This window comes from Gillisella taibaishanensis (assembly GCF_001938985.1).
In the GTDB taxonomy this organism is placed as follows: Bacteria; Pseudomonadota; Alphaproteobacteria; order Rhizobiales; family Rhizobiaceae; genus Allorhizobium; species Allorhizobium taibaishanense.
On the sequence record NZ_MKIN01000017.1, the window covers coordinates 18,213 to 41,487 of the forward strand.

The 23,275-nt window shown below is 57.3% G+C and carries 19 protein-coding genes and 1 pseudogene; 6 read left to right on the forward strand and 14 right to left on the reverse strand.

The genetic code is table 11. The features are described from left to right. Positions 1-200: 200 nt before the first annotated feature. Positions 201-1,853 (reverse strand): hybrid sensor histidine kinase/response regulator, encoded by a 1,653-nt coding sequence (locus BJF91_RS01735; RefSeq protein ID WP_075612772.1) that lies wholly within the window; start codon positions 1,851-1,853, stop codon positions 201-203. 27 nt (positions 1,854-1,880) lie between these two features. On the opposite strand from BJF91_RS01735, the gene BJF91_RS24680 reads away from it, so the two are divergent. Together BJF91_RS24680 and BJF91_RS01745 are read left to right on the forward strand one after the other, a co-directional pair. Then, on the forward strand, positions 1,881-2,438 hold the full coding sequence (locus BJF91_RS24680) for a hypothetical protein (RefSeq protein WP_139310554.1): 558 nt from the start codon (positions 1,881-1,883) through the stop codon (positions 2,436-2,438). 179 nt (positions 2,439-2,617) lie between these two features. Then, entirely contained in the window at positions 2,618-3,856 is a 1,239-nt protein-coding gene (locus BJF91_RS01745; protein WP_075612866.1) for a M24 family metallopeptidase, read from the forward strand. Positions 3,857-3,935: 79 nt separating this feature from the next. Here BJF91_RS01745 and BJF91_RS01750 read toward each other — a convergent pair whose 3' ends face one another. From BJF91_RS01750 to recG, 4 genes and pseudogenes are all read right to left on the reverse strand, one after another. Further along, positions 3,936-4,283 carry a DUF6678 family protein gene (locus BJF91_RS01750; RefSeq protein WP_324615700.1) on the reverse strand — a complete coding sequence of 116 codons (348 nt, stop codon included), beginning with the start codon at positions 4,281-4,283 and terminating at the stop codon, positions 3,936-3,938. Beyond that, positions 4,261-4,353, reverse strand: a pseudogene (locus BJF91_RS25220) (IS5/IS1182 family transposase); the annotation flags it as partial. The gene BJF91_RS01750 and the pseudogene BJF91_RS25220, both read right to left, overlap by 23 nt. A 96-nt stretch (positions 4,354-4,449) precedes the next feature. Further along, on the reverse strand, positions 4,450-4,581 hold the full coding sequence (locus BJF91_RS25420) for a hypothetical protein (protein WP_267890132.1): 132 nt from the start codon (positions 4,579-4,581) through the stop codon (positions 4,450-4,452). 220 nt (positions 4,582-4,801) lie between these two features. Then, entirely contained in the window at positions 4,802-6,907 is a 2,106-nt protein-coding gene (gene recG / locus BJF91_RS01760) for an ATP-dependent DNA helicase RecG (protein WP_075612867.1), read from the reverse strand. 325 nt (positions 6,908-7,232) lie between these two features. Between recG and BJF91_RS01765 the strand changes: the two genes are divergently transcribed. The 3 genes from BJF91_RS01765 (at position 7,233) to BJF91_RS01775 (ending at position 12,553) form a co-directional block, all read left to right on the forward strand. After that, positions 7,233-7,565: an FAD assembly factor SdhE gene (locus BJF91_RS01765; protein WP_075612776.1), complete on the forward strand. Its 333-nt coding sequence runs from the start codon at positions 7,233-7,235 to the stop codon at positions 7,563-7,565. After that, a complete protein-coding gene (gene mfd, locus BJF91_RS01770; RefSeq protein WP_075612777.1) occupies positions 7,562-11,095 on the forward strand; it encodes a transcription-repair coupling factor in 3,534 nt (1,177 codons plus the stop codon). The genes BJF91_RS01765 and mfd overlap by 4 nt, the downstream gene beginning before the upstream one ends. Positions 11,096-11,575: 480 nt before the next feature. Further along, positions 11,576-12,553: a helix-turn-helix domain-containing protein gene (locus BJF91_RS01775; protein WP_075612778.1), complete on the forward strand. Its 978-nt coding sequence runs from the start codon at positions 11,576-11,578 to the stop codon at positions 12,551-12,553. Positions 12,554-12,639: 86 nt separating this feature from the next. Here the strand turns inward: BJF91_RS01775 and BJF91_RS01780 are convergent, their stop codons facing one another. From BJF91_RS01780 to BJF91_RS01805, 6 genes are all read right to left on the reverse strand, one after another. Further along, entirely contained in the window at positions 12,640-13,950 is a 1,311-nt protein-coding gene (locus BJF91_RS01780; RefSeq protein ID WP_075612779.1) for an APC family permease, read from the reverse strand. Positions 13,951-14,176: 226 nt separating this feature from the next. Continuing rightward, entirely contained in the window at positions 14,177-14,854 is a 678-nt protein-coding gene (locus BJF91_RS01785; protein WP_075612780.1) for a class I SAM-dependent methyltransferase, read from the reverse strand. Positions 14,855-14,858: 4 nt separating this feature from the next. After that, complete coding sequence (locus BJF91_RS01790) at positions 14,859-15,629, reverse strand: YqcI/YcgG family protein (RefSeq protein ID WP_075612781.1); 771 nt, start codon at positions 15,627-15,629, stop codon at positions 14,859-14,861. Positions 15,630-15,974: 345 nt separating this feature from the next. Then, positions 15,975-16,910 carry a DMT family transporter gene (locus BJF91_RS01795; RefSeq protein ID WP_075612782.1) on the reverse strand — a complete coding sequence of 312 codons (936 nt, stop codon included), beginning with the start codon at positions 16,908-16,910 and terminating at the stop codon, positions 15,975-15,977. Between the two features lie 146 nt (positions 16,911-17,056). Next, the gene (locus BJF91_RS01800; RefSeq protein WP_075612783.1) at positions 17,057-17,728 is read right to left on the reverse strand and encodes a DsbA family oxidoreductase; all 672 of its coding nucleotides are present in this window, start codon (positions 17,726-17,728) and stop codon (positions 17,057-17,059) included. 52 nt (positions 17,729-17,780) lie between these two features. After that, positions 17,781-19,622 carry an extracellular solute-binding protein gene (locus tag BJF91_RS01805; RefSeq protein WP_083943045.1) on the reverse strand — a complete coding sequence of 614 codons (1,842 nt, stop codon included), beginning with the start codon at positions 19,620-19,622 and terminating at the stop codon, positions 17,781-17,783. 319 nt (positions 19,623-19,941) lie between these two features. On the opposite strand from BJF91_RS01805, the gene BJF91_RS01810 reads away from it, so the two are divergent. Next, positions 19,942-20,577 carry an invasion associated locus B family protein gene (locus BJF91_RS01810; RefSeq protein ID WP_075612784.1) on the forward strand — a complete coding sequence of 212 codons (636 nt, stop codon included), beginning with the start codon at positions 19,942-19,944 and terminating at the stop codon, positions 20,575-20,577. Between the two features lie 92 nt (positions 20,578-20,669). Here BJF91_RS01810 and hspQ read toward each other — a convergent pair whose 3' ends face one another. The 3 genes from hspQ to BJF91_RS01825 all read right to left on the reverse strand — a co-directional run bounded on the left by hspQ (position 20,670) and on the right by BJF91_RS01825 (position 23,021). Beyond that, positions 20,670-20,999 carry a heat shock protein HspQ gene (gene hspQ / locus BJF91_RS01815; protein WP_075612785.1) on the reverse strand — a complete coding sequence of 110 codons (330 nt, stop codon included), beginning with the start codon at positions 20,997-20,999 and terminating at the stop codon, positions 20,670-20,672. A 211-nt stretch (positions 21,000-21,210) separates the two neighbouring features. Further along, the gene (glnA, locus tag BJF91_RS01820; RefSeq protein ID WP_075612786.1) at positions 21,211-22,620 is read right to left on the reverse strand and encodes a type I glutamate--ammonia ligase; all 1,410 of its coding nucleotides are present in this window, start codon (positions 22,618-22,620) and stop codon (positions 21,211-21,213) included. 62 nt (positions 22,621-22,682) lie between these two features. Next, positions 22,683-23,021, reverse strand: a complete 339-nt coding sequence (locus BJF91_RS01825) for a P-II family nitrogen regulator (RefSeq protein WP_015916113.1) — start codon at positions 23,019-23,021, stop codon at positions 22,683-22,685. Between the last annotated feature and the right edge of the window lie 254 nt (positions 23,022-23,275).

Below are 23,275 nucleotides of genomic sequence, written 5' to 3' on the forward strand. Positions count from 1 at the left end.
TGAATGCCACCTTGTTCCCCAGCACGTCGGGAACATCCGTTGATGAGCACGCCGCCGATACAACACTGCTCCTCCTCAATGGCAATTAGCGTTCTTGTACTATTGCCACGAGATTGCCTTTGATCGATCGGTCGCGACCGCGGAAATGGTCAGCAGGATCCGCCTCGGCTTTTCCCATCCTTCAAGCAGCTAGCCCGGGCTCAGTCTGTCAGCTGTGGCGAACGGAGCGATCGTGCATTGACCGCCTGAGCCAGAAGGAGCGAACGGAGTTCTGCCGGCCGCACCGGCTTGGCAAGTATGGGGACGTCAGGGGTTGCCAGCTCTTCACGGACTCTGTCTCGATCATGCCCGGTCATCACGACGGTGGGCACCGTTCGTCCGGCAAGCCGTTGCACCTGTTCAATACATTCTTTGCCCGTGATGCCGTTGCCGAGGTCGAAGTCGGTAATGAGGAGATCCAGGGTGCCGACCTTGTCCGGAGGTGTAAGGGCTGTCTGGACATCGCAACCCCATTTGCGAAGCAAGATTGCTGTTGCCGTGAGGACAGCCTCGTCGTCTTCCACCAGAAGCACGCGCAAGCCATCTGCAAGACCGGGTTCAGCCAGCGGCACAGGGCGAGGTGCCGGGACGGCCTCTGTGTGGATCGGCAGGTTGCCCAAGGTGATGCAGGTGCCTCGACCTGGCGTAGAGCGTAGACTGACCTCAATGTCGAGCATGGTGCCAAGCCGCCGGACGATGGCCAAGCCCAGACCAACACCCTCCACATCCTTGTCGCCGCGTCCACGCACCTGGTGGAACTCGTCAAAGACCTTGGTTTGGTGCTCTACCGGGATCCCCGGGCCACGGTCGTACACCTGGACCGCAAGCGTGCCGCCACGCCGGCGGCACGCGATCAGGATTTCAGCGCCTGGCGCATATTTGACAGCGTTATTGACGATGTTCTGGAGCATGGTGGAAAACAGTGTGTGATCTGTCTTCACGACGGCATCGCAGGCGATGACGCGTAGCGATGAGCCAACGCGCTGGGCGGCTTCGGCGTTTTGATGAACGACGTCGTCGACGATGTCTCTGATCGCCACCGGCTCGATATTCGGTTGGACATTGCCGCTGTCGAGGGTGGATATGTCCAGCAATGACTTGAACAGTCGCGAAACGCTCTGCAGCGAGCGGTCAATATTATCCACCAGCTTCAGCTCCTCGACCCGCAGTTTTGCATCGCGCAGGCATGCGGTGAAGAGGCTGATGGCATGTACGGGTTGGCGTAGATCGTGGCTGGCCTGGGCCAAGAACCGGGATTTCGACAGGCTCGCTTCCTGCTCACGTGTGTAGGCTTCCTCCAGACGTTTATGCATCACGTAGATCTGGGAAGGCATCATGATCATTCCGCTTGCAAGCGTCAGGACCATGAACGGATTGTCGCGCCAGTAGCTGTTGAAGTATGTCACCGTCGCGATGGAAGCCAGCGCAGTTGAGGTGGAAATTTTCATTGATGTCGGCCCGTAGGTCAGTCCGTTGGCCACCACCAGCCGCTGCATTACCATGTAGAGCGGCAGAAAAAGAGCGCCACCCACTGCCATCATGTAGGTCATACCGCTGATATCAAGAACCATCATCATGTAGTGGCGAGGACGGCTGTCTCCAGGCCTGCGGCGGATCCACAGCAGCAAGCTGCAGGACATCAGCAAGTGAATAGTGACCATGCAAGCAATGTAGATACCACCAGGGAGCGGGTGGCCGATGACCGTGCTGGTGACGATGTAGACGCAGCAAATGCCAATAACTGTGGCTCTGGTCGCGGCATGGTGTTGCTCGTTCTTATAGCCGGTAAGCTTGTTGGCCTGTTCGCTCAACATGGATCAGGCTCCCACGGTCATAGGCAGTTGCTTCATGCCTTTTCCGACGGACGCTGCTCGTGGAAAAGCTTCAATTTCAAGCAAGACCGCGTAGATGTGGATACTCACGCTACGCTGGAAGAGAGAAAAGAACTTGCCGATTTTCCTGTTGCTCTCGCAGGCAGCGGTGTGGCGGTGCACCTCGAATTGCCGATCCGTCAGACGGATGGTCCCTTCCAGCTGGCATTGGTTTTTAGCGGCAAAAATATACTTTTTCGGCAATGGTTTGTTTCCTTTCTAGCTCTCAGTCCGGCAAAGTTAGAAAAAGGAGGCTGGCGAAAGTTGCCGGATAGCGCGGCCACAATGTGGCAAGACCGGTCCAGTTTTATTCGTTATGCGCCATCTTCGGCAGCAAAGTCAGAGGATCCCCGCGCCGATTTGATAGGCGACAACGTTGTGCAATGGGAACTAGTACATGTGTGCTATTTCGCCAATTTGGCGCAGGTACCCAACTCCGAGCATGTGCAACTGTTCCTCAGCAGCGCAGAGCGGTCCTTAGGGGCGTGTAACGAGCAACGCCATGCAGCTCGTGCTCTGGCGCATTAATGGGTGCAATCACCGGCGTGAACACGGCCTTCCAGCGGAGAAGGCCGTGTTCGATCAGCACGGACAGTTAGAGATGAGGACGAAGTCCCCGATCGGGACTGACCGGTGAACATACGGTTTACTGGCGTTTGTTTCGAACATTGGCTAAGCCATCGACGAGTTTGATGCAGACAGTAGTGGTGAGCGACATGGACAGGACGCGGGCGGAGCGCTTGATGGAGGAGGCAGGGCTGGATGCCTTGGTTCTGTTTCAGCCGGAAGCTTTTCAATACGCAATTGGCGCTCCAGCTGGCGTGGCCACGATGTGGGGTAGGGCGGGAGCTGCCATCGCGCTTGTGCCAGGAGACGCTCTTTCGTCCCTAGGCGCCGTCATCAGCGATCATGCTGCAGGGATGTTAAGACAGAATGCGGCCGAAATCGATCTTCGCATTCACCGGATATGGATAGACGCGGTTGATTTGTCGGGAGTGACAGCTATTGCCGATATTGATGGCGCTTATAGACGCGCTGGCTCAATTGGACCGCGACCTGAAACCTTTGATCGAGCGACGTGCTTCAACCTTTTGTTCGACCTGTTGAGAGACAAACGACTTGATAGCGGGAGGATCGGGATCGACCTCGAATTCATGCCAGCAGCCGATTTCGAGGCCTTGAAGCTGGCTGTCCCGAACGTTCGGTGGGTCGATGGATCGCTTGTGCTGAGGCGTTTGCGCGCAGTCAAGCTTCCGGTTGAAATCCAAAGGTTGAGGCGTGCTGCTAAAGCGGCTGAGGGCGGACTGCTGCGCATGATGGACGCTGTCCGCCCAGGCGCCGCCGTGACCGATCTCTCGGCTGCCTGGAAGGCCGGAGCAAGCGATGCCGCGAAGGCAGGTGGATTTGCACTGAGTAGCCATTGGGATTTCATTTCCGTCGGGCCGGAGCTTTCGGATATGGCAGCCAAAGTCATGCCAGGCGCCCTTATCAAGGCCGATGTGGGAACGCTTGTCGAAGGCTATTCCTCCGATGGTGCCCGAACATTTTCCTATGGTTCGGCCTCACGATTGGCGCAGGAAATCTTCAAGGCCTTGGAAACAGCCTTTCATGCAGGCCTTGAGCAGATCAAGCCGGGCAACAGCTTTGGCGCTGTCCATGACGCCATGCTTGGGTCCATGAGACGCGATGGTTTCGGCGAGTACTACCGCGGCCATTTTGGCCACTCCGTCGGCGGGGGAGTCGGTATAGAGGAATGGCCATTCTTCTCGGCAGGCAATCCTGAGGTCGTCGAGGCAGACATGGTTGTGGCGCTCGAAGCCCCATTCTATGGCCAAAACTTTGGAGCATTGATGATCGAGGACCAATTTCTGGTCACGCCGGCTGGAGCAGAATGCATGAATAGTCTGCCGAGAGGGTTGCTGGATCTTTCAGAGAGCGGAGCCTGATCAGGCTATCGAGCCAGCCAGGGTATTGAACCTTCTTATCCGGGTGCTTAGGGTCCAGACTCAATCAGCGTGATTGGCTTTAGATGTAGTCGGCACCCTGACCATCATGGAGATACCCGAACACGCGGAATCCGCCGGGAGTTTCCTCGCCGGGTACATGGATCGCCTCAAGGGCGGATCTGACAATTTCCCGTTCGACGGGTGTTTCGACCTGAATGTCGACATGTACAATGTCTTCGTATCCTCCTTCACGGAAGTGGTAAAACCATTCCCGGTCAGGCTGCGAACGGTAGCCGGTGGTTGAGAGCGTGCTCCATGTTGGCGGCGGCGCGAGAGCATACATCCGCAACCGCAGTTCATCCCATTTTGTGTTGTTCATCACAGGGTTGAGAATGTCTCGTGACTCAAAGCCAGAATGAGATGACAGTGGCCAACTCCACTGCCGGGAGAAAATTGGCCGCCAATTTATTATAGCGGGTTGCTATCCGCCGGAAATTATCTTGATTTCAGAAATTAAAATCTATTCTCGCCATCAGCGTGTGAGGGCGTGCGCTGTGTAGCCACGCCCTCATCGAAGCCCAAAAAACCTGCGCTTACTTCTTTTTTGTCGTGGATTCGCTGTTCTTTACCTGCGAGCCGAGCGCAACGGGTGCTGACTTTTCCGCAGTCTTGTCCTTTTTCGGCTTTCTGACTTCTTTGTTGCCGCGTACCTGACCCTTGGCCATCGTGATTTCCTCGCTGTTATAGGAGTATTGGAGCGGCGGTTGGGTCCTTGGCGAACCGGACCGGCTCTCGGTCTTGGCATTGTCGTCTTGGAGAAAACGAGATTCCATTTCCCTGTCAAGTTAGCCGCCGAAGGGCTTTAAAAAGCAAGCAAAATCTTGGGTTTGGTGTGTTGTTCGTTGTTCGTTTTCTCGCGGACGGACGCTGGGTTGAAGCAAACGCCTAACCGGCCCGCAAGAAACGCACCGCTTCGTCGCGGCGGTGCAGATAGAGCAGGGTGCGCACGCCTTCGCCGCGCTCCGAGCTTAGGTCCGGATCGCGGTCCAACAAATAGGCGGCGTCTTTGCGGGCGATTTCCAGCAGGTCGCCGTGGTGTTCAAGGCTGGCGATGCGAAAGCCGGGTGTGCCGGATTGACGGGTGCCGAGCAATTCGCCTTCGCCGCGCAATTTCAGGTCTTCCTCGGCAATTAGGAAGCCGTCTTCGCTATCGCGCAGGATCGACAGCCGCGCCTTGCCGTTTTCGCTCAAGGGGCCCTTATAGAGCAGGATGCAGGAGGATGCTTCTGCCCCGCGACCGACCCGGCCGCGCAACTGGTGCAATTGGGCAAGGCCGAAGCGTTCCGCATGTTCGATGACCATGATCGTCGCGTCAGGCACGTCGACGCCGACTTCGACGACGGTTGTCGCAACGAGTAGGCGGGTATCTCCGCTCTTGAAGGCCAGCATGGCCGCATCTTTTTCCTCGCCTTTCATGCGGCCATGCACGAGGCCGATTGGCGCCTTCAGGCACATTTTCAGCACCTCGAAGCGCTCCTCCACTGACATCAGCTCCGATTCCTCGGTTTCCTCGACCAGTGGGCAAATCCAGTAAGCCTTTTTGCCGGCCGCAACGGCCGCCTGGAGCCGATCGACGATATCGCCGATCCGCTCAGTCGGCACGGTCACGGTCTGGATCGGCTTGCGGCCGGCCGGTTTTTCGGTGAGCTTGGAGACGTCCATGTCGCCGAAGGCGGCGAGAACGAGCGTGCGGGGAATGGGCGTGGCGGTCATGACCAGCATATGCGGCGAGATACCTTTGGCCGTCAGCCGCAGGCGTTGATGCACGCCGAACCGGTGCTGCTCGTCGACGACAGCCAGCATCAGATTGTGGTAGCTGACAGTGTCCTGGAACAGCGCATGGGTGCCGATGACGATTTGCGCCGCGCCGCTGGCGATCCGCTCAAGGATGGCTTCGCGCTCGCGGCCCTTAGTGCGGCCAGTCAGGACGTCGACGGATATGCCAGCACTCGCAGCCATTTTCGACAGGGTCGCGTGGTGCTGGCGCGCGAGAATTTCAGTCGGGGCCATCAGCACGGCCTGACCACCGCTTTCGACCACCGCGGCCATGGCCAGCAGCGCCACCAGCGTCTTGCCGGCACCGACATCGCCTTGTACCAGCCGCAGCATCCGGCTGTCGCTTGCCATGTCCTTGAGCGCATCGGCAACGGCGGCCGTCTGGCTCGCGGTCGGGCTGAAGGGTAGGGCGGCGAGGATTTTTTGGCTCAGTTCCCCGGTCGCCTTGACCGGCGTGCCGGCGACCTTACGCAGCCGCTGTCGCACCAGAGCAAGCGAGATCTGGCCTGCCAGGAATTCGTCATAGGCGAGCCTGCGTCGCGCTGGCGCCTGCGGATCGACATCCTTTTCGTCCCGGGGCGCATGCAATTGCTGGAAGCTTTCGCGAACACTCGCGAAGCCCTGCTTGGTTACCAGCGCCGGATCGATCCATTCGGAAAAGTCCGGCAGGCGCTCGACAGCATGGTCGATGGCTTTCTTCAACACCTTTGGTGAGAGGCCGGCCGTCAGCGGATAAACGGGCTCCACCAGCGGCATGGTGGCAGCCTCGCTGGCCTTGACCATGAAATCCGGGTGGACCATGGACGGCCGGCCGTTGAACCAATCGATTTTACCCGAAACGGTGATGATCTCATCGACAGGCAGCGCTTTTTCCAACCAGTTGCCCTTGGCGCGGAAGAAAGTCAGCGCCAATTCACCGGTCTCGTCATGCAGAAAGACCCGGTAAGGCGCGCTGCGGTTCTCGCGGGGCGGTGGGATATGGCGGTCGACCCGGCCTGTAACGGTGACGATGGCGCCTTGCGGCGCGCGGGCAATGCCCGGCTGATTGCGCCGGTCGATCAGCCGATGTGGGGCCAGAAACATGAGATCGACGACGCGCGCGTCCTCGGCATCCTCGCGGCCAAGCAGGCTCGCCAGCAATTGTGCCAGCTTTGGGCCGACACCCGGCAGGGTGGAAACGGAGGCGAACAGGGGGTCGAGCAGGGATGGGCGCATGATGGCGTGAAAATGCCGTGTGGCGAAGCGCATTGCAAGGCTGACAAGGCATTTGTGAGCGGCTATACAGCAGCGGACTGAAAAGTGGGAACCGGTCGGCTTGGTTGGGTTCGGCTTCGCCGCCCCCACATCCGCCTGCCGGGACTTTCTCCCCGCTGGGAAGAAGAGGCGAGAGGTTAAAGCGCTCGGCCTTCTCTGCGCTGGAAGTAGGAAGCGGGGCTGATGGGCTGTGGAACCCCTTGTGGCGTCACGGATTGTGAATGCCGACGACGAGATATTTCGATGGGGGTGGCATGGTCACCGCATCAACAGGAAGGTGAATGACATGACTGGTCTGGTTCGCAGCAGCGCCGATCTCGATCCCCGCCGTCGGCGCATTTTGTTTCGCTGCTGGCACCGGGGCATCAGGGAGATGGACCTGATGCTTGGCCAGTTTGCTGAAGCCGAGATTGCCACGCTTGGTGATTCCGACCTTGATGATCTCGAGCTCATCATGGCCGAGGAAGACAATGACTTGATTTCCTGGATCAATGGGGCCGCTCCCGTGCCCGCGCATTTGCAGATCCCGCTGTTTGAGCGCATTGCCGCCACCCGCCCTGATTTTTCTCCCGTTGATGCGGCCTCAATTGCTGGCCTGAGTGCTGTGACCGACAAATGATTTCCCTGTTCGATGCCAAGAAGACGGCAGCAGTGCAAACTGCTGTCACGCTGTCACCGGTGCCCGATGGCATGGATGCCTTTCTGGTGGCCGAACTGGCCCGCCAAGGGAAGCCCGTCGCCTATCTCCTGTCCGATTCCAGCCGGATGAATGACATCGAGCAGATGCTCTCGTTCTGCGCGCCCGAGATTCCGGTTCTGACCCTGCCGGCCTGGGACTGTCTTCCTTACGACCGGGTGTCACCAAGCGCAGATGTTTCAGCGCGGCGCCTGGCGGCGCTTTCGGGTCTGATTGCCCACGCCAAGAAGCCGCATCCGGCGATCGTGCTGGTCACTGCTAACGCCATGCTGCAGAAACTGGCGCCGGCGGATGTGATCGAAAGCCTGTCCTTCTCGGCACGCCCAGGCAATCAGGTGAAGATGGACGATATTGCCGGCCGATTGGCGCGCAACGGCTTTGAGCGCGTCGATACGGTGCGCGAAGTCGGTGAATATGCGGTGCGCGGCGGCATTCTCGATGTCTTCGTCCCGGGCTCGGAAGAGCCGGTGCGGCTGGATTTCTTTGGCGATACGCTGGAAAGCATCCGCAGTTTCGATCCGGCCAGCCAGCGCACCATTGGTCAGGTGAGGTCGCTCGATCTAAACCCGATGAGCGAAGTGACCCTGACGCCTGACGCGATCAGTCGGTTTCGCAAGAATTATCTCTCTCTGTTTGGTGCCGCCACCCGCGATGACGCGCTTTATGCCGCTGTCTCCGAAGGCCGACGCTATGCGGGCATGGAACATTGGATGCCGTTGTTTCATGAAACGCTGGAGACAGTGTTCGATTATCTCGCCGGTTTCCGCGTTGTGCTTGGGCCCGGCGTCCGGGAAGCCGCCGAAGAGCGCGGCAAGCTCATTCGCGATTACTATGAGGCGCGGCTCAGCAGTGCGACGCCCGGCAAGGGGCATCTGGCTCAGGGCACGCCCTACAAGCCCGTACCGCCGGAATATCTCTATCTCGGCACGACGGAATTCCTGAAAAAACTCGAGGCTTTCGATCCCATCCGCCTGACGCCATTTGCCGAACCTGACGGCGAGGGACGAAAGGTGATCGAGCTGTCGGCAAGGTCTGGGCCACGCTGGGCCAAGCAGGCGGCGCAGGATGTGAGCGAGGGCAAGGCCGAGGGCGACGGCGAGACGCAGCGCGTCAATGTCTTTACCCAGGCGGTCAAATACATTGCCGATAAGCGGGCTGCCGGTGCCAAGGTGCTGATAACAGGCTGGTCGGAAGGCTCGCTCGATCGGTTGTTGCAGGTGCTGAACGAGCACGGGCTGGAGCGGCTAAAGCCGGTCTCGGTGCTGAAGGATCTCGACAAGCTCGGCAAGGGCGAGGCGGCAACGGCGGTGCTGTCGCTGGAAGGTGGTTTTGAGGCCGGCGAACTGGTCGTGGTCGGCGAGCAGGATATTCTCGGCGACCGCATGGTACGTCGCTCCAAGCGCCGCAAGCGGGCCGCCGACTTCATCTCTGAAGTGGCGGGTCTCGACGAAGGCTCGATCGTTGTTCATGCCGAACACGGCATTGGCCGGTTCATCGGGTTGCGCACCATCCAGGCGGCGGGCAGTCAGCACGCCTGCCTTGAGCTGCAATATGCCGACGAGGCAAAGCTTTTCCTGCCGGTTGAAAACATCGAGCTTCTGTCGCGCTACGGCTCTGAAGGCAGCGAGGCGCAGCTGGATAAGTTGGGTGGCGGCGCCTGGCAGATGCGCAAGGCCAAGCTGAAGAAGCGGCTGCTCGACATGGCCGGCGGGTTGATCCGCATTGCCGCCGAGCGGATGATGCGCTCCGCACCGGTTTTGGCGACGACCGAGGGCTTCTACGACGAGTTTGCCGCCCGGTTCCCTTATGACGAAACCGAGGATCAGATGAACGCCATTGAGGCGGTGCGCGGCGATCTCGCCGCCGGCAGGCCGATGGACCGCCTCATCTGCGGCGATGTCGGCTTCGGCAAGACGGAAGTGGCGTTGCGCGCCGCTTTCATTGCCGCGATGAACGGCATTCAGGTGGCTGTCGTCGTGCCGACGACGCTACTTGCCCGCCAGCATTTCAAAACCTTCACAGAGCGCTTCCGTGGCTTGCCGATCCGCATCCAGCAGGCCTCCAGGCTTGTGGGAACAAAGGAGCTGAACCTCGTCAAAAAGGAAGTGGCCGAGGGCAAGACCGACATCGTCGTCGGCACCCATGCGCTGCTCGGCTCTGGCATCAAATTTGCCAATCTCGGCATGCTCGTCATCGATGAAGAGCAGCATTTCGGCGTCAAGCACAAGGAACGGCTGAAGGAGCTGAAAAGCGACGTGCATGTGCTGACATTGTCTGCAACGCCGATCCCGCGCACCCTGCAATTGGCGATGACCGGCGTGCGCGAACTGTCACTGATCACCACGCCGCCGGTCGACCGCATGGCGGTGCGCACCTTCATTTCACCGTTCGATCCGCTGGTGATCCGCGAAACGCTGATGCGCGAGCATTATCGCGGCGGCCAGAGTTTTTACGTCTGCCCGCGCCTGGCCGACCTCGCAGACATCAAGGCTTTCCTTGATTCGGATGTGCCTGAACTGAAAGTGGCGATCGCCCACGGCCAGATGGCGGCGGGCGAGCTCGAAGACATCATGAATGCCTTCTACGAAGGCCGCTACGACGTGTTGCTCTCGACCACGATCGTCGAATCCGGCCTCGACGTGCCAACTGCCAACACCCTTATTGTCCACCGCGCCGACATGTTCGGCCTGGCGCAGCTTTACCAGATCCGCGGCCGCGTCGGCCGCTCCAAGGTGCGTGCCTTTGCGCTGTTGACGCTGCCGGTCAACAAGGTGCTGACGACAAGCGCCGAGCGGCGCCTGAAGGTGCTGCAATCACTCGATACGCTAGGGGCCGGCTTCCAGCTTGCCAGCCACGACCTCGACATCCGCGGCGCGGGCAATCTGCTCGGTGAAGAACAGTCCGGCCATATCAAGGAAGTCGGTTTCGAGCTTTACCAGCAGATGCTGGAAGAGGCGGTGGCCGAGGTAAAGGGCGAGGACGATGTTGTCGATAGCGGCTGGTCGCCGCAGATCCAGGTCGGGACCTCAGTGATGATTCCCGACGAGTATGTACCGGATCTGCATTTGCGCCTCGGGCTCTATCGCCGGCTTGGCGAATTGACCGAGTTGAACGACATCGACGGCTTTGGTGCTGAACTCATTGACCGCTTTGGGCCGCTTCCGGCCGAGGTCCAGAACCTGCTCAAGGTCGTCTATGTCAAGGCGCTGTGCCGTAAGGCCAATGTCGAGAAGCTGGAGGCGGGGCCGAAGGGTGTCGTCGTGCAATTCCGTAACAGGGAATTCCCCAATCCTGCGGCATTGGTCGGCTTTATTGCCAAGCAGGGCAGCATGGCGAAGATTCGCCCCGATCACAGCGTGTTCCTCACCCGTGATCTGCCGACACCCGAAAAGCGGCTGGCCGGTGCAGCCACTATCATGGCTCAATTGGCCGAACTGGCAAAACAGAAGTAGCACGTATAAGCGCCATGGTTGCGTCGACGAGACCAGCCGTGGCGCAACTGCGTCCGCAGCGCTACGTTTAGACCCAGATCAGCAATCTCGGCTAAAAAAATCGACTGAATTGATTTGAGAACCGGATTCCCGGAATGAGACAGCTGGGTCGAATAGGACACAGATCGCGGTAGCTAATCTGCGGAAAAGCGTCTTAAGGCTTTCGATTTTGTCCAATGACGCATATAGATGTGCTAGGGTAAAAAACCCCACGATCCTGCTGGGTAAATCAATATAGATTTTGTCTTTGGTGTGGTCGGTGCGTTGCTTGAGAAGATAATAAATGAAGTAAGATTAGGTGATGAATATTCTTTTTGAAATTCCTGTATTCTTCCTTTTGTATTTATTGAGCTAATACTACTTTTTATAAGGTATTGTTGCAACGCAGCATTGTGACACTTATCGTGAAGAAAATGCCATCTCCGAAATTAGGGGGGAAATGTGGTCGAGACACATCGTGTTGCAATATTTGCTTATGAGTACGTGAACACATTTGAACTTGGTGCGGCCTATGAGATTTTCGAAATCTGCAGCAGCGTTCACGATTGCTATGACGTGACGATTTGCTCGGAACGGCCGGGCACCAAGATCAAGCTTGGCGGCCTCTCTCTCGTAACGGAATTCGGCCTGGAAGAACTGCAGCGGGCCGATACGGTGATCGTGCCGGGCTGGAACGATATCGATGCTGTGCCACCCGGCAATGTGCTCGAGCATCTGAGACGTGCGCATGCGGCCGGTAAGCGCATCGTCTCGATTTGTTCGGGCGTATTTCTCCTGGCAGCCGCAGGCCTTCTCAATGGGCGGCGAGCGGCTGTGCATTGGTCGCAGGCAAAGATCCTGGCCGCGCGGTATCCGAAGGTGCAGGTCGATGCTGACGTGCTTTATGTTGATGATGGTGACGTAATGAGTTCGGCCGGACGTGCAGCCGGGCTCGATCTCTGCCTGCATATCGTGCGCAAGGACTGTGGCGGCAAGATCGCTCGCTCCGTGGCGCAGCGCATGGTGATTCCGGCCTTCCGCGAGGGTGGTCAGACGCAATATATTCCGCATTCAGCGCAGACCCAGATCGATAGTCTTGCCGAACTGCGCGAATGGTTGCTGCTCAATCTCGACCGCAAGATAGATATCGATGAGATGGCAGAGCGGATGTGCATGAGCCGCCGGACGTTTCTGCGCCGCTTTCAGGTGGCGACCGATCTGACGCCGGGCGAATGGCTGATTCGCGAGCGGGTGGCGCGGGCGCGCAATTTGCTGGAGGAAACGATCATGCCGATCGAGCACATCGCCGAGCAGGTTGGTTTTGCCTCGGCCGATGCGCTGCGCCATCATTTCCGCAAGCGGTTCGGGATTTCAGCCGTGTCCTACCGCAACAGTTTTCGCACCGACAAACCGAGGTTAAGCGGCAAGCCCCCGGAGTGAGGACATAAAGACCGGTCAGATCACGACCGGCCTTTTTTCCGAACTATTGAGAGAGTTTTGGTGGTGCAGTGTCCTGCCAAGCTTGTTCAATTCCCCGTTTCAGCTTTCGATTTGACCAATGCTGCGTCCCATTTTCGATGATCGACCTGCCTGTTGCGCAAACGATGGATTCCATAGCCGACAAGGGTAAGCGTTAGGGGGATAGCCAGCATCCAGCCGAAACCAGACACGATGAAGGCCGTGGATGCTGCGGAAAGCGCTGCGATTGTCAGTGATGCCGCACTTCTGTTGCTTTTTACGTAGCAGATGATGACCGCGATATAGATGAAAATGAAATTCTGGTTGGCGATCATCAGGCCCTTGGAGAGTGGGATGAACTGGAAGTGGATTGCCGCACTCAGCAGCAGATAGACCGCCAGCATGAAAATCAGCGAGGCCTGCGGAATGCTTGATTTAGACAGCGTGCCGAGGAAATTTGGCAGGATCCGCTCGCGCCCGGCGGCATACATCATGCGGCTGGCGGCAAACACCCAGGCATTGACGTTGGCAATGACGATGAGCACAATCAACACGTCGGCAAAGGGCGCAAACGGGCTGCCGTCGAGAATGCCCAGCATGCCGGAAACGCCAGCAATGTTCAGGCCCTCTGCATCGGCGCCAGCGGCAACCAGGGCCAGCGCGGCGTAGATCAGCGTCACCGCGATGAAGCCGATCAGGAAGATGAGCTTGATGGCGAAGGAGCCGCCTTTGACCTCTTCACTGCCGAAGCTCAGGTTTTCCCAGCCAAGAAAAGCCCAGAACAGGATAGCGCAGGCCCCCCATATGCTGGAAACCGACACATCCTGCCAATCCCAGATATAGGTCTGGTAAGCGCTCAAGCCATCGGCGAGCAGGCCGGGCTTGGCAACGACGAATAGGATGACCAGCAGCACCATCGACAATGCCGAAGCCTTGTTGATCCATGCCGATGGGCGCACACCGAAGTAGTTGAGCAGGGTGGAAACCGACAGCACCAACAGCGAGATGGTAAAGATCTGGCTCGTTGGCAGGCCGAGGATCTTCTGGATATAGGTGCTACCCATATAGGTGCCGATCGGAATGCACAGCATGAAGGTCAGAGCAAGGATGAAGGTCGCGGCCGTGCCGGCCCATTCGCCAAGCGCCAGGCTGGCATAGCGGGCAATGCCACCGGAATCCTGCACATCAAGAGACAGCTTGAGGAAGACCAGCACAAGCGGGATGGAGATCACCGTCGTGATCGGCCAGGCAAGTGCGGCAACTTTGCCGCCGCTCGTTTCGATGGCGAGGCCGGGCAGGCCCAGCAGGCCCGAACCGACGATCGTGCAGATCGCCAGTACCACACCTTGCGAAATCGACAGGTTTTTCTTCAAGCTCATATATCTATCCCAGTTCTTTCGGCCGCAGCCTCCTGGCATGCAAGCCACTGTTGGTTCACCCGTGATGGCGTCACCATGACGAATTTGGATGACGCCGCCCCCAACCGGCAGGCTCCATCCCCATGTCTTCTCAAATGGCTGGCGCGGCGTCCTTGCCGGTCGTTCTCACGCGAGGCCATCATTGCCTGGTGGGGAGCAGGTCTCCAGCCAGGCAACGGTCATGATCCTATTTTACAACTTTGCCCTGAACCGAGAGATAGCGGTCCGCCAATTCGATTACTTCAAGGCTGGAGAGGTTTGCCTCCTGCAATTGCGCCCGCACCTCGGCAACGGTGTAGGAACTTAATAGCGAGCTGAAATAATGGGTTCTGACGACCTCCGACTCGTTTGGAATGTTTCTGTCGATGATCGCCTGGGCCTCGGCTTCGCTATCGGGCCGGCGCAGGTCGCGCACGAACACATGGGCGCCGGACTTTGTAATGCGGCGGATCTGCTTCCAGAAGGCAACTGGGTCGGCGACGTGATGCAGGACGCTGTTGCTGATTGCCACGTCGAACAGGGTATCGGGCAGGGCAAGGTCTTTGCCATTGCCCAGCAGCCAATTGACCGGTGTTTCGTCGGCCGTCAGGCGCTGCTCCTGGTCTTCGCTCGCCAGTGACAACATGCGCGCCGAGATATCGGCGCCGAACAGAACCCAGTCAGGCGCCAGCTTGCGCAAGCGCAGCAGAACGTCGCCGGGGCCGCAACCAATGTCGATCGCCCATTTCGCGCCCGTGCCGACGGTGGAGGCGATTTCACGGGCGAGGGCCTCATGTGGCGCGCTGTAATCTGCTTTGGCGTAGAATATTTCCTCTTCTTCCGTCATCCGTTCCGGTTCGGCTATGCGCGGCATCATCATGTTCATGTCATCATTGCCCTTTGGCTTTATGAAAACGGAGTGGACAGGTCATTGGCTTCGCTTCGTTATCGTCTGGAAGCATATATTGAGGCCATTCCAGGTCACCATGCTGATAGTGACCAAGATAGGGACTGCGCGGAATCAGATCATAGAGATCGATGTTGCGACGGATCTGCTCGCGAATCAGCCGACCTTTGCGGTTATCACCGGCCACGGCGTCGAACCGCTCTCGCGGATTAATAACGAAAACCAGAGAATCGCAGAGATTGCGGCTGAGCCGGTTGACGTTATTGGGGTGACTGACATTGATGAACAATTGGGTGCCGGCAAAGCACATGGTCCAGAAGTCCGACGCAGGATCGAGCGGTATGTCGCCGATCCATTCCTCTCTGTCACCGTCGATCAGATATTGCAGGCTGTCGATAAACGTCTTCTCGTAGAAGGATGTCGGCTGCGGTGTGGCCATCGGCTCAAATACCGCCAGTAGAGGCTCTGCGGTGTTGACGTCGCCATCCCAGGTTGCCGCATCTTGCAAATAAGAATGAAGACCCGACAGCAAGATATCGTAGCGGTAGCCGCCTGACTCGTGGTCAAAAGGAACAAGTAGGAAGTTAATATTGCTTCTATTAAAAGCATTCTGCGCAAACACGCAAGGAAATTGACTTTGCTCACCAGATCCGGGCCGAAATCTCATTTCCAGCTGAGAAAGAAGCTCAGCAGCCCAAGAATATGGGGTGTTCTGCAAGGCCATGATGTAAGCATCGACCTGCTTCAATAGCATTGTGTGGCTCCATTGAATATTTTTTTCGGGAAAATTCAGCCTGTTTATGTTGGATTTCGTTGGTTTGTACTGAAAGAAATAGAAGGGGCGGTGCGCAAAGGCTTGTGTACCCTTTGTTTTAAGCGGCCCTAAAATGTGCTTTGAATTTTCCTCCCCTGGGGCAAGAATTACCGCCCTAGGATGATCGCTGACAATCTGGTGCTATGCACGGGTTGAAGTGTTGAGCCAAATCAATCTCAACCCTAGACTTCAATAGGTGTAGTGTAATATTTTAACAACCTATGCGATTGCCAAATTTCGCGGAAATCATGCCAACTGAACTTGCGGCTGGCACTCACGCACCGGTCAGCGATTTTGACCGTCGTCTTCCAAGGCAAGATTGGCCTGCGGGCCTGACGCAACGGCAGGTGGCAGCGGCACGCCTTTCGTCCTTTCGCGCAGGACAGTGATCAGGCCAGAACCGATGATGAGCATGATTCCCACAAGCATAGGCAGGTCGACGTGGTCGCCAAAGATCATGTAGCCGAACAGGATAGCCCACAGCATCTGGCTATACTGGATCGGCCCGAGTATGGCGGCTGGCGCATGGCGGGTCGCCAGCATCATCATGACGGTCGCAAAGGCGGCAAACAGGCCGTAGCTCAGCAAGAGGAGCCAGTCTGTGCCCTCAGGCCAAACGAAGGATGGCATCATAGCGATCCCGGAAATGGCGATGGTGCCGAAGGCGCCGGCGCCATAAAGCGAAGTGGATTTCTCCCGCGGACCGATGGCGCGGTAAATGACAATAGAGATTGCACCGCCGAAGCCGCCGATGACGGCGCCGAGATGTCCGATCGACAATTCGCGAAAGCCAGGGCGCAACACCACAAGCACGCCGAGAAAGCCGATGATGACCGCGCTCCAGCGTCGAATGCCGACCTGTTCCTTGAGAAAGATCACCGACATGATGGTCACGAAGGAAGGCAGCAGGAAGATGAGGCAGAAGGCCTCGGCCATGGAAAGATGAGTGAAGGCGATGACGGCGCCGATCGAACTGGTACCTGACGCGACGAAGCGCAACAGCCAAAGCTTCAGATTGGAAGTCCGAAACACATCCGTAAGCCTGTCGCCCCTCTTCAGCAAAAAGGGCAGCGCAGCCAGGCCGAACAACGAGCCGAAGAAGGCGGATTCGAACGGTGTTACCCGGCCTTCGACAAGTTTGACCGACGCATCGCTGACAGCATAGGCGGCAAAGGCGACAAAGGCGAACGCGAGGCCGCGGGAAGTAGTATCGGAAGTCACGAGCCGGTGGTCCTGTGGTTGGCCGCAGCGAAGCGCATCAGTCTTTCCCTACCGCAAATGGGAGGCAGGGAGGCGTCACCGATCCTGGGAACGAAGCGACCTGTAAAAGGAAGACGCGCCGTGATTATGACCGAACCTGACCTGCGTCAATTCAGTTTCGATTGCTCGCTAGCCTTTTCGGCAGCGATTTCTCTGAACGCATTGGCCAGAACGTCGCTCGGCTGGGCGCCGCTGACGGCGTATTTTTGATCGATGATGAAGAAGGGCACGCCGTTTACTCCCATTTTCTGGGCAGCATCGATCTCGTCGAGAATCAGGTCTTTGTCTGCATCACCCGCCAGCAGCGTCTTGATGACCTTGCTCTCCAGGCCGGCCGCCTCTGCTATCTCGAGCAGAACCGCGTGATCACCGACATTGCGGCCCTCTTCGAAATTGGCCTTGAACAGGGCAGACACGACGGCCTCCTGGATTTCGCGGCTTTCGGTTCCCGCCCAGTGGATAAGCCGGTGTGCATCGAGCGTATTCGGTCCGATCTTGATGGCATCGAAATCGAAGGCGATGCCGACCTCACGACCGAGATCCGTCAGTTGCTGATGACCACGGTCCATGTTTTCCTTGCCGCCGAGCTTCTTGGCCAGTTCCACCTGCTGGTCGACACCCTCAGGCGGGTAGTCCGGGTTCAGCCGGTAGGGCCGCCAGTTGATGTCGATGCTCACTGCGTCCTGAACCTCTGCGATGGCGAGATCGAGCCTTGCCTTGCCAAGGTAGCACCAAGGGCAGACGACGTCGGAAACGAGATCGATGGTAATGCGCTGCATGACGGATACTCCGGTAATAGAGGCATTCTGGCAGTGAACGGATCGCGGCGCCTTACTGCGCCCGCGCGTCCCACCAGGTCGACAATTGTGGCCCAAGAACAGGAACTTGTTCCGGGCGGCGAATGTGTTTCCAATGGGCTATCCACTGGTCACCGTTATAATAAAGCGGCACGACATAATGGCCGGCGACCAGCAACCGATCGAGCGCACGAACGCTTGCCTGGAAATCCTCCTGGCTGCGCGCATTCACCATCGTCGTCAACACGCGGTCGACGTCCGGATTGGCAACCCCTGCGTAATTGAAGCTTGTCTGTCTATCGCGCGACACCGAACCCCAGCGATTGAATTGCTCGATGCCGGGGACCAGAGTAGATGGATAGGACATGACGACCATGTCGTAATCGAAGCTGTTGGAGCGGGCTTGGTACTGGGCGTCATCGACGGTGCGGATTGTCATGCTGATACCGATCAACCGCAGGGTCCGCTGATAGGCGAGGGCCATTTTCTCCTGGCCGGCGTTCTGCGTCATGACTTCGAAGGACAGCGGCTTGCCCTTGGCATCGACCATCTTGCCGTCATTGATGGAATAGCCGGCCTGGCTGAGCAGCGCGACCGCCTGCCGTAGCACATTGCGATCAGCGCCCGAGCCATCGGAAATTGGCAGCGTATATGTGCCGGCGAGAATTTCGGGCGCGATGCGATTCTTTGCGTCGCCGAGAATAGCCAGTTCGCGATCATCCGCAGCATGACCATAGGCACCGAGCGGCGAATTCTGCCAGTAGCTCTGAATGCGCTTGAAGGCATTTCCATAGATGTTCTTGTTGACCCATTCGAAGTCGAAGGCCAGCGTCAGGGCCTCGCGCACTTTGACATCGGCAAATATCGGTCGGCGGGTGTTGAAGACGAAGCCGAGCATGCCGGTCGGTCTTTGCACGGTAAAGGTCTCGCGCACGACGTCACCATTGGCGACGGCTGAAAAGTTATAGGCTCTTTGCCAATGGGCCGAATCACCATCCGGATAGACGTCGATGTCGCCCTTCTTGAACGCCTCGAACAGCGTACTGTCCTGCAGAAAGTAGGTGACGCTGATCTCATTGTAATTGTCGAAACCGGCTTTCGACGGCAGGTCCTTGCCCCAGTAATTCGGATCGCGCTGATAGGTAATCCGCTCGCCTGGCCGGATATCCTTGATTTTATAGGGACCTGAGCCGACGGGAACATTGAGTGAAGACTGCTCGAAGGTCTCGGGGTTGATGGCGTGCTTTGGCAAGATCGGCGTAGCGAAAGCCAGAAGCAGCGGTGTTTCCCGGTCGGCCTTGTCCGTGAAGGTAAAGCGAACGCTGTGGTCGCCTATTTTCTCCATCTTGGAGAGGCTCGCCAACCGCTTGTCGAAAGGCGCACGGCCCTTTTGCTGCAGCAGTTGCAACGTGAAAATCACGTCGTCAGGCGTCACCGGCTGACCATCGTGCCATCGCGCCTTGGGATTGAGATTGAACTGAATGAAGCTGCGGGCGTCATCCCATTCGACGCTTTCGGCCAGCAGCCCATAGAGACTGTAAGGTTCACCGGACGAGCGCGTCATCAGCGACTCGTAAAACAGGTTGCCGTATTCCGGGTCCCAAATGCCCCGAGCGGTGGTGCGCATACCCTTGATCACGAAGGGATTGAGAGCGTCAAACGTGCCAACCACACCATAGGAAATGCGGCCGCCCTTCTTCACATCAGGATTGACGTAAGGAAAGTGCTTGTAGTCAGCTGACAGGGCCGGTTTTCCAAACATGGCGATGCCGTGGAGCGGCTCGGCGACGGCCATTGGCGCGGCAAAAAGCCAGCATAACGGCAGCATCAGCAGGGTCGACAGAAGGCGCCGCAAACCATTTCCTCTCAAAGTCATCGTATCAGGTTCGGCTGCAAATTAGCACGAACGACCGTAAATCCAACCGCCCCCGGCCAATTCCATGCATGGCGGCTTAGGCACGGAATTGTCCAGTAAAATAAATTGTCTTAAGGTTCAATCGTTCCCTAAATGCAGCGCCGGATGTGGCAATGCCCAAAGAAGCACTGGATATTCGCTCCGATGCGCTGTAACAGGAAGACCACACACATCGGGTCATCTATTTGCCTCATTTAAAACCCAGGGGATGGACGAATAGGCCGATCTAATCGGGTGAGAACTTCGGTTCGACACAAGTTTTCAGGAGACGGATCTCGTTATGACGTTTAAAGCAACCAAAACCGCGCGCGCGGCTCTTTCCGCTCTCGTACTCTCCACCGGCTTTGCTGGCGCAGCGTTTGCCCAGCAGCAACCCGCTGGCGACGCCGGCTTGCCGCCGCAGGGTTGGTTCAAGACCTGTGCCAAGCAGGAAGATACCGATATTTGCACCGTGCAGAACATCCAGGTGGCTCAGAACCGCCAGATGATCATTGCCGTTGCGATCATTTCGCTTGAAGGCAAGACCAACCGCAAGCTCATGCAGGTTTCGGTTCCTTCGGCTCGCCTGATTCCGCCAGGCGTCGTTCTGCAGATCGATGGCGGCAAGGGCCAGAAGATCGATTACGCCGTCTGCTTCCCGGATCGCTGCACGGCCGAAATTCCTTTGACGGATGCGATGATCGCCAGCCTGAAGAAGGGCCATGACGTCGTATTCACTTCGATGAATTTCCGTCGCGTGCCTAACCCGATCAAGATCTCGCTCGATGGCTTCACCGGTTCCTACGACGGTCCGGCAATCAGCCAGTCGCAGGCTCAGGAGCGCCAGCGCCTCCTGGAAGAAGCCATGCAGAAGAAGAACGAAGAATCGCAGAAGGCCCTGGAAGACGCCCAGAAGGCTGCCAAGGAAAGCAAGTAAGCTCTCTTGCTGCTGCATACTCACAAAAAAGGCCCGGTTCTTCCGGGCCTTTTTTTATGGCCATCCGCTGGGAGGATGCGGACAGTTCTTTATCAGTGGGCGAGGTTCATGCGTGGTTTGTAATGACCAGCATTTTCTTGCTCGAAAATCTGAGCGACGTGCGGGTTGCGAAGCGGCTCTCCGCTTTCGTCTGTTTCGAGGTTCTGCTCCGAGACATAGGCTACATATTCCGTCTCGGCATTTTCGGCCAGCAGGTGATAGAAAGGCTGATCCTTGCTCGGCCGCAATTCTGCGGGGATCGCATTCCACCATTCTTCCGTATTGGCGAATTCCGGATCGACGTCGAAAACGACGCCGCGGAACGGGAAAATCTTGTGACGGACGATGTCACCGATTCCAAACTTTGCGATGCGCTGTTTCATGGCTGTGTTTCCTTTCATCAATTATTTGGGAAACGAGACGCCTAACATCAAGACGTATAACATGGTTTTGTCACAAAACTGTCAATTTTGCGCCGCTGCTCGCTAAACTCGTGTCTGGCGGCGGAAAAATCGCATGCAATGAATGAAATAAAATTTTTGGTGGTAATAAAAAAGCCGGCAGGGTGGCTGCCGGCTTTTGGTTTCGCTCGGATCAGACCGAGTAATACATGTCGTATTCGACCGGGTGAGGGGTCATGTCGTAGCGCATGACTTCCTGCATCTTGATCTCGATGAAGGCATCGATCTGGTCGTCGTCGAATACGCCACCTGCGGTCAGGAACTTGCGATCCTTGTCGAGGCTCTCAAGCGCTTCGCGCAGCGAGCCGCAGACTGTCGGGATCTTCTTCAACTCCTTCGGCGGCAGGTCGTAGAGATCCTTGTCCATGGCCTTGCCAGGATGGATCTTGTTCTTGATGCCGTCGAGGCCGGCCATCAGCATCGCAGCAAAGCCGAGATAGGGATTGGCGGTCGGATCGGGGAAGCGGACTTCGACGCGCTTTGCCTTCGGATTGGTGCCGAAGGGGATGCGGCACGAGGCCGAGCGGTTACGGGCCGAGTAGGCCAGCAGAACAGGCGCTTCATAGCCCGGGACGAGGCGCTTGTAGGAGTTGGTCGATGGGTTGGTGAAGGCGTTCAGCGCCTTGGCATGCTTGATAATGCCGCCGATATAGTAGAGGCAGCTTTCCGACAGGCCAGCATATTCGTCACCGGCGAAAGTCGGTTTGCCATCCTTCCAGATCGACTGGTGAACGTGCATGCCCGAACCGTTATCGCCGAAGATCGGCTTCGGCATGAAGGTCGCGGTCTTGCCATAGGCATTCGCAACCTGATGCACGACATATTTGTAAATCTGCATCTTGTCGGCATTGCGCACCAGCGTGTCGAACTTGATGCCGAGCTCGTGCTGGGCAGCGGCGACTTCGTGGTGATGCTTTTCAACGGTTACGCCCATTTCGGACAGAACCGTCAGCATTTCCGAGCGCATGTCCTGGCAGCTATCGATCGGCGGAACCGGGAAATAGCCGCCCTTGACACGCGGACGGTGGCCAAGGTTGCCGGTCTCGTAATCGGTGTCGTCGTTCGACGGCAGTTCGGTCGAATCGAGCTTGAAGCCGGTATTGTAGGGATCGGCCTTGTACTTGACGTCGTCGAAGATGAAGAATTCAGCTTCAGGGCCGAAGAAAGCGGTGTCGCCGATGCCCGACGCCTTCAGATAGGCTTCGGCCTTCTTGGCCGTTCCGCGCGGGTCGCGGTTATAGGCTTCGCCGGAAACCGGGTCGAGAATGTCGCAGAGAATGACCATGGTGGACTGAGCAAAGAACGGGTCCATGTGAACCGTTTCGACGTCAGGCATCAGTACCATGTCGGATTCGTTGATGGCCTTCCAGCCGGCGATGGACGAGCCGTCGAACATGACGCCATCGGCGAACATGTCTTCGTCGACGCAAACGATGTCCATCGTCACGTGCTGCAGTTTACCCTTTGGGTCGGTGAAACGAAGGTCGACAAATTTAACGTCGTTGTCTTTGATTTGCTTAAGAATATCTTGTGCGGTCGTCATTTGGCTTTTTTCCTCGATTGGATGACGATAACCAGACCCGGCCTCCCTCAGCCGGGTCGCATTCAAATGGCGTCGACGCCGGTTTCGCCGGTTCTGATCCGGACGACTTCCTCGACGTTGGAGACGAAAATCTTTCCGTCGCCAATGCGTCCCGTCTGTGCCGCATTGCGAATTGCGTCGATGACCGCCTCCACGTTTTCATCGGCCAGCACGACTTCAACTTTCACTTTGGGCAGAAAATCAACCACATATTCGGCACCACGATAGAGTTCCGTATGGCCTTTCTGACGCCCAAAGCCCTTGGCTTCCGTGACCGTTATGCCCTGCAAACCAACCTCCTGAAGGGCTTCCTTCACTTCGTCCAGCTTGAAAGGCTTTATGATCGCTTCGATCTTTTTCATGAGAAAATGTCTCTCCGCTTCCCTCATTGATGCAGGTAACACCTGTTTGCCCTGCGTTGATGCACTTACCGTGCCAATTTGGTCCGCGAATTGCGAAAAAAACAGAATATCACCCGCATTGCCAAGCTACTTTTGCTTAAACCCAGACAAAATACCAGTGCTAGGTGCCTATTTTTTGTGAGAATTAGGATGATCGAATTTTTTCGCGATTCCGTCTCTTGCGCAGATTTTTTGCACAAGTGTATGCATATTAT